Origin of the sequence: Chromobacterium sp. ASV23 (assembly GCF_016428945.1) — a bacterium.
GTDB classification, from domain to species: domain Bacteria; phylum Pseudomonadota; class Gammaproteobacteria; order Burkholderiales; family Chromobacteriaceae; genus Chromobacterium; species Chromobacterium sinusclupearum.
Map to the genome: position 1 here is coordinate 1 of NZ_JAELTR010000104.1, position 5,297 is coordinate 5,297.

The 5,297-nt window shown below is 65.2% G+C and carries 6 protein-coding genes; all 6 read left to right on the plus strand.

The window, feature by feature from the left end; translation table 11 throughout:
* Positions 1 to 2,150 (plus strand): DUF3141 domain-containing protein (locus tag JHD59_RS21410; RefSeq protein ID WP_199155754.1); only part of this gene is annotated, 2,150 nt, incomplete at its 5' end.
* A gap of 64 nt (positions 2,151 to 2,214) precedes the next feature.
* Complete coding sequence (locus tag JHD59_RS21415; protein ID WP_103318802.1) at positions 2,215 to 2,481, plus strand: VF530 family DNA-binding protein; 267 nt, start codon at positions 2,215 to 2,217, stop codon at positions 2,479 to 2,481.
* 62 nt (positions 2,482 to 2,543) lie between these two features.
* Positions 2,544 to 3,113, plus strand: coding sequence for a DUF4337 domain-containing protein (locus JHD59_RS21420; RefSeq protein ID WP_199155755.1), 570 nt, complete (start codon positions 2,544 to 2,546; stop codon positions 3,111 to 3,113).
* 106 nt (positions 3,114 to 3,219) lie between these two features.
* Positions 3,220 to 3,828, plus strand: coding sequence for a glutathione transferase GstA (gene gstA, locus JHD59_RS21425; protein WP_103318805.1), 609 nt, complete (start codon positions 3,220 to 3,222; stop codon positions 3,826 to 3,828).
* Positions 3,829 to 3,984: 156 nt separating this feature from the next.
* On the plus strand, positions 3,985 to 4,317 hold the full coding sequence (locus JHD59_RS21430) for a nucleotide pyrophosphohydrolase (protein ID WP_103318945.1): 333 nt from the start codon (positions 3,985 to 3,987) through the stop codon (positions 4,315 to 4,317).
* 42 nt (positions 4,318 to 4,359) lie between these two features.
* Positions 4,360 to 5,094 (plus strand): NAD-dependent protein deacylase, encoded by a 735-nt coding sequence (locus JHD59_RS21435; RefSeq protein WP_199155756.1) that lies wholly within the window; start codon positions 4,360 to 4,362, stop codon positions 5,092 to 5,094.
* Positions 5,095 to 5,297 lie beyond the last annotated feature (203 nt).

A 5,297-nucleotide genomic window follows, 5' to 3' on the forward strand; every position in this document is an offset into this window, starting at 1 on the left:
AGCACGCAGCCTCCGGCAACCCGCCGGTGCTGGTGTTTGATTTCGACATCATCATGGACGGCCGCGAGCTGCCGCAGCCGGTCAACTACGCGCTGGCGGCGATCCGCCCGCCGGCCAACTGCACGCCGACCGATCCCAGCCTGCGCCCGTTCGTGGTGATCGATCCGCGCGCCGGCCACGGTCCGGGCATCGGCGGCTTCAAGATGGACAGCGAAATCGGCATCGCGCTGCGCCAGGGCCACCCGTGCTATTTCGTGATGTTCTTCCCGGTGCCGGTGCCGGGGCAAACCATAGAGTGCGTGTGGCGGGCCGAAAAGGCCTTCCTCAAGCGCGTGCGCGAGCTGCATCCGGGCAATGCCGGCAAACCCTTCGCCATCGGCAACTGCCAGGGCGGCTGGGCGCTGGCGATGGTGGCGGCCTCGGCGCCGGACGACGTCGGTCCCATCCTTTTGGCGGGCTCGCCGCTGTCGTACTGGGCCGGCGTGGCGGGCAAGAATCCGATGCGCTATCAGGGCGGCATGCTGGGCGGCACTTGGCTGGCTTCGCTGACCGGCGACTTGGGCCACGGCCAGTTCGACGGCGCGCATCTGGTGTCCAACTTCGAGCAGCTGGACCCGGCCAACACCTACTGGAAAAAGGGCCACCATCTATACAGCCATATCGATACCGAACGCGGGCGGTTTCTGGAGTTCGAGCGCTGGTGGGGCGGCCACTATCTGCTGAACAAGGAGGAGATGGAGTGGATCAGCCAGAACCTGTTCGTCGGCAATCGCCTGAGCCGCGGCGAGGTGTATCTGGACGAGGGCGCGGTGCGCATCGATTTGCGGCAGATCCGCTCGCCCATCATCGTGTTCGCGTCCTGGGGCGACAACATCACTCCGCCGCAGCAGGCGCTGTACTGGATCGCCGACCTCTACAACAGCGTGGAGGACATCCGCAGCAATGAGCAGACCATTGTTTACTGCTTGCATGAGCAGATCGGCCATTTGGGCATCTTTGTGTCCGCCGGCGTGGCCAACAAGGAGCACAGCGAGCTGGCCAGCGCGCTGGACTTGATCGACGTGCTGCCGCCGGGACTGTACGAGGCGGTGATCACCGATACCCATCCGGAAACGCCGGGCCTGCAGTATCTGCAAGGCCGCTACGTCATCCGCTTCGAACCGCGCGAGGTGGAGGACATCCTGGCATTGGGCGATGGCCGCGAGGGCGAGCGCGCTTTCCAGGTGGTGAAGCGGGTGGCGGAGATCAACCAGCAGCTGTACGACTGCTTCGTTTCGCCGTGGGTCAGGGCCAGCGGCTCGCCTTGGACCGCCCATCTGATGCGCGAAATGCATCCGTCGCGCTTCGAGCGGCGCTGGTTCTCCAGCCGCAATCCGCTGCTGACCGGCTTGTCGGATTGGGCCGACAAGGTGAGAGCGGCGCGCAAGCCGGTGTCCCAGGACAATCCGTTCTGGCAATGGCAGCAGACGGTGTCCGACTGGACCGCCAGCTGGCTGGACGGCTACCGCGACCAGCGCGACGCGCTGAAGGAAATGACTTTCCGTGCCGTCTACGACGCGCCGCTGACCGCCGCGCTGGTGGGCCTGCATCCGAAACGGGCCTATCACGTGCCGGGCTACCATGCCGGCTGGGAGCGCGACGAGATGCTGCGGCTGAAGAAGCGCGAGCTGGAGCAGCATTACTCCGAGGGCGGCGCGGTGGACGGCTTCCTGCGCTTGCTGATTTATGTCGCCATCGGCAACGGTGTGGTGGACGTGCGGCCGTTCAACGCCATCCGCCGCGTGATGCAGGATACCGGCCTGGGCGAGGACCTGACGCTGGAGGCGTTCAAGCAAGTGGTGCGGCGCCAGACCTGGCTGGTGCGCAACGACGAGAAGCGGGCGCTGGCCACCATCAAGGACCTGCTGCCCACCGATCAGCAGCGCGAAATGGCGCTGGAGCTGGTGATGCTGCTGTTGTCGGCGGCCGGGCCGATCAGCGTGGACAAGCAGCAGCGGTTGGGCCGCATGGCCTTGGCCATGGGGGTGCCCGGCGTCAGACCGGCCACGCCGGAACCTTCAGCCGAGGCGGCGCCGCAAACCTCGGCGCCGGCTGCGCCGGTGAAAAAGCCCAGGGCGCCGCGCAGCCGAAAATCCGCCGCCGCCAAGTGACTTGGCTGGCACCACGCCGCGGGCTTACACTCGCGGCTTTCTTCATTCTGACAGGACGCGCGGCATGAGCACGCAGGCTAACAATCCCACTCACGGCGTCACGCTGGAAAACATGCTGACCGAGCTGCAGGCGCATTACGGCTGGGACGGCCTGGCCAGCCGGATCGACATCCGTTGCTTCAGCCAGGATCCCAGCATCAAGTCCAGCCTGGTCTTCCTGCGCCGCACGCCATGGGCGCGCGCCCGCGTGGAGGCCTTGTTCGTGCAGATGAAAGCCGGTGGACCGCGCGATGAGCGGCCGCGGCTGTTCTCCAAAAAAACCGGCGGCTGAGCAACCATTTTCGTTCGATCGCGTTATGCTGTGCGGAAACACAACCGCATGGGAGAAACGATATGGAAGTGGAAATCAGCGTAGAAGCGGAAAAGAAGCGCCTGAACAGCTGGGTGGCGCTGACCGTGGTGCTGCTGTCGGTGCTGATGGGCCTGGGCAAGCTGAAGGACGACAATATCGTGCAGACCCGCCAGCTGCAGAAGGCCGATGTAGCGGATGCCTGGTCGGAATATCAGGCCAAGAAGATCAAGCTGCACTTGGCCGAGGCCAGTCTGCGCCAGGCCGAGATGCTTGCCATCGCCAATCCCGCCAGCGCCGCGGCCTTGAAGCCGCAGCAGCAACAGCTGAAGCATGAGCTGGAACGCTACAAGCAGGAGAGCCAGGATTTGCAGCGCAAGGCCCAGGCCAAGGAGCAGGGCATGGAAACGCTGAACGCGCGTCACGACTTGTTCGACATCAGCGACGCGGCGCTGTCCATCGCGGTGGCCTGCGCGGCGGTGGCCGCGCTGTCGGCCAATCTGCTGCCGCTGTTCGCCGCCTGGGGATTCGGCGGCGTCGGCGTTCTGTTCTGGCTGGCCGGCTTTGCCGGGTGGAATCTGCGCATCGAGTGGCTGGTGTCGTTGCTGGGCTGAGGGGTTTGGCCCTGGGCGGAACGTGGTTGCAATCGTTCGAGTTTTGGCACACCCTGGCTGGGTTTGCGGTGCGTCCCATCCTTTCCATTCAGCAAGGAGTCGTGAGATGAAACTGTATTATTCGCCTGGAGCCTGCTCGCTGGCCTCCCATATCGCCCTGATCGCCAGCGGCCTGCCGTTTTCCTCTGAGAAGGTCAATCTGCGCGAAACGCCGCATAGCACGGCCAGCGGCGCCGATTTCTCCGCCATCAATCCCAAGGGTTATGTGCCGGCGCTGCAGCTGGACAACGGCGAGCTGCTGACCGAGGGCGCGGCGATATTGCAGTACATCGCGGACCAAGTTCCGGCCAAGCGGCTGGCTCCGGCCAATGGCACGCTGGAACGCTACCGGCTGCAGGAGTGGCTGAACTTCATCGCCACCGAAATCCACAAGAACTTCACGCCGCTGTTCTTCGCCAAGACCGACGAGGCCAAGGACGAGGCGTGGCAGCGGCTGCAACCGCGTTTGGTCTTGCTGCAGCGTCAGCTGGAAACCACCGCCTATCTGCAGGGCGATCAGTTCTGCGTGGCCGATGCCTATCTGTTTACCTGCCTCTCCTGGGCGCAATATGTGCATCGCTCGCTTGCCGATTATCCGGCGCTGCTGGCCTTCCTGAAGCGGGTGGCGGAACTGCCGGCGGTGCAGCAGGCGCTGAAGGACGAAGGCCTGATTTAACGCGTCTGTTTGCATGGCTTGACGATGCCCGGCCTGGCCGGGCATTTTCGTTGGCCGGTAACCTTCGCTGACAAAGCCCTGAGCCAGGCTTGCTGTACGACTTCTACTGTCTGTATCAGTGCCTGGATGTTTCACGTGAAACGGGAGTGGATGAATATGAGCGACGAGATTTTGATCGATACCCGCGGCCTGACCACGGCCCTGCAGCGTTTTGCCGACGAGCGCGGTTGGAACCGCCACCACTCGCCGCGCAATCTGGTGTTGGCCCTGGTGGGCGAAGTGGGAGAACTGGCGGAAATCTTCCAATGGCTGGGCGATGACGGCGCCGCGGCCTTGCGCGACGATCCGGCGCGTTTTACCCATCTGCAGGAAGAGATTGCCGATGTGCTGCTGTACCTGACCCGCTTGGCCATGGTCACCGGCGTCGATCTGGATCAGGCGGTTCGAGACAAGATGGTCAAGAATGCGATCAAGTATCCGGCGCCATAAGCCCTGCGCTATAGTGCCGGGAGTGGCATGCAAGGACGGATGATGAGCGCGACTGAGCAACAGCGGCAGTATCTGCAGCAACTGATAGACGACGCCGGGCGGATCGCCGTGTTGACCGGCGCCGGCATGAGCACCGAATCCGGCATTCCGGATTTCCGCTCCGCAGACGGCCTGTGGTCGCGGGATATGAGCCTGGCCGATGTGGTGTCCATCGACTACTTCCGCCGCGCGCCGGTGGCCTTTTGGCAAGCCTTCCGCGAAATCTTCCGCATCAAGCTGGTGGGCGACTACCAGCCCAATGATGGCCATCGTTTCCTGGCCGCGCTGGAGCAGGCCGGCAAGGAAATCACCATCCTCACCCAGAATATCGATGGCCTGCACGGCCGCGCCGGCAACCGCCGCGTGCTGGAGATGCACGGCACCTTGCTCAGTGCCAGCTGCCCTGACTGCGAAACGCCGCATCCGCTCGACTATGTGCAGCAGCACGAGGTGCCGCCTTGTCGTCGCTGCGGCGCGGTGCTGAAGCCGGATGTGGTGCTGTACGGCGAGGCGGTGCCGCTGATCGACGTGGCCTTCCAGGCGGCGCTGAACGCTGACCTGCTGCTGGTGATGGGCTCGTCGCTGGAGGTATCGCCGGTCAATCTGATCCCGCTGGAAGCCGCGCGCGCCGGCATTCCCTGCGCGCTGATCAACTACACCCCCACGCGTTTCGACTCGCTGTTCGATCTGCGCATCCAGGCCGGCATAGGCGAAACTTGCCGCGGGCTGCACGCTTAGGGGCCTGTCTCTTATACACATCTGACGCTGCCGACGACAGCACGGAGGTGTGGGTGGGGGGGGGGGGGGGGGGGGTGGAGGGGGGGGGGGGGGGGGGGGGGGGGGGGGGGGGGGGGGGGGGGGGGGGGGGGGGGGGGGGGGGGGGGGGGGGGGGGGGGGGGGGGGGGGGGGGGGGGGGGGGGGGGGGGGGGGGGGGGGGGGGG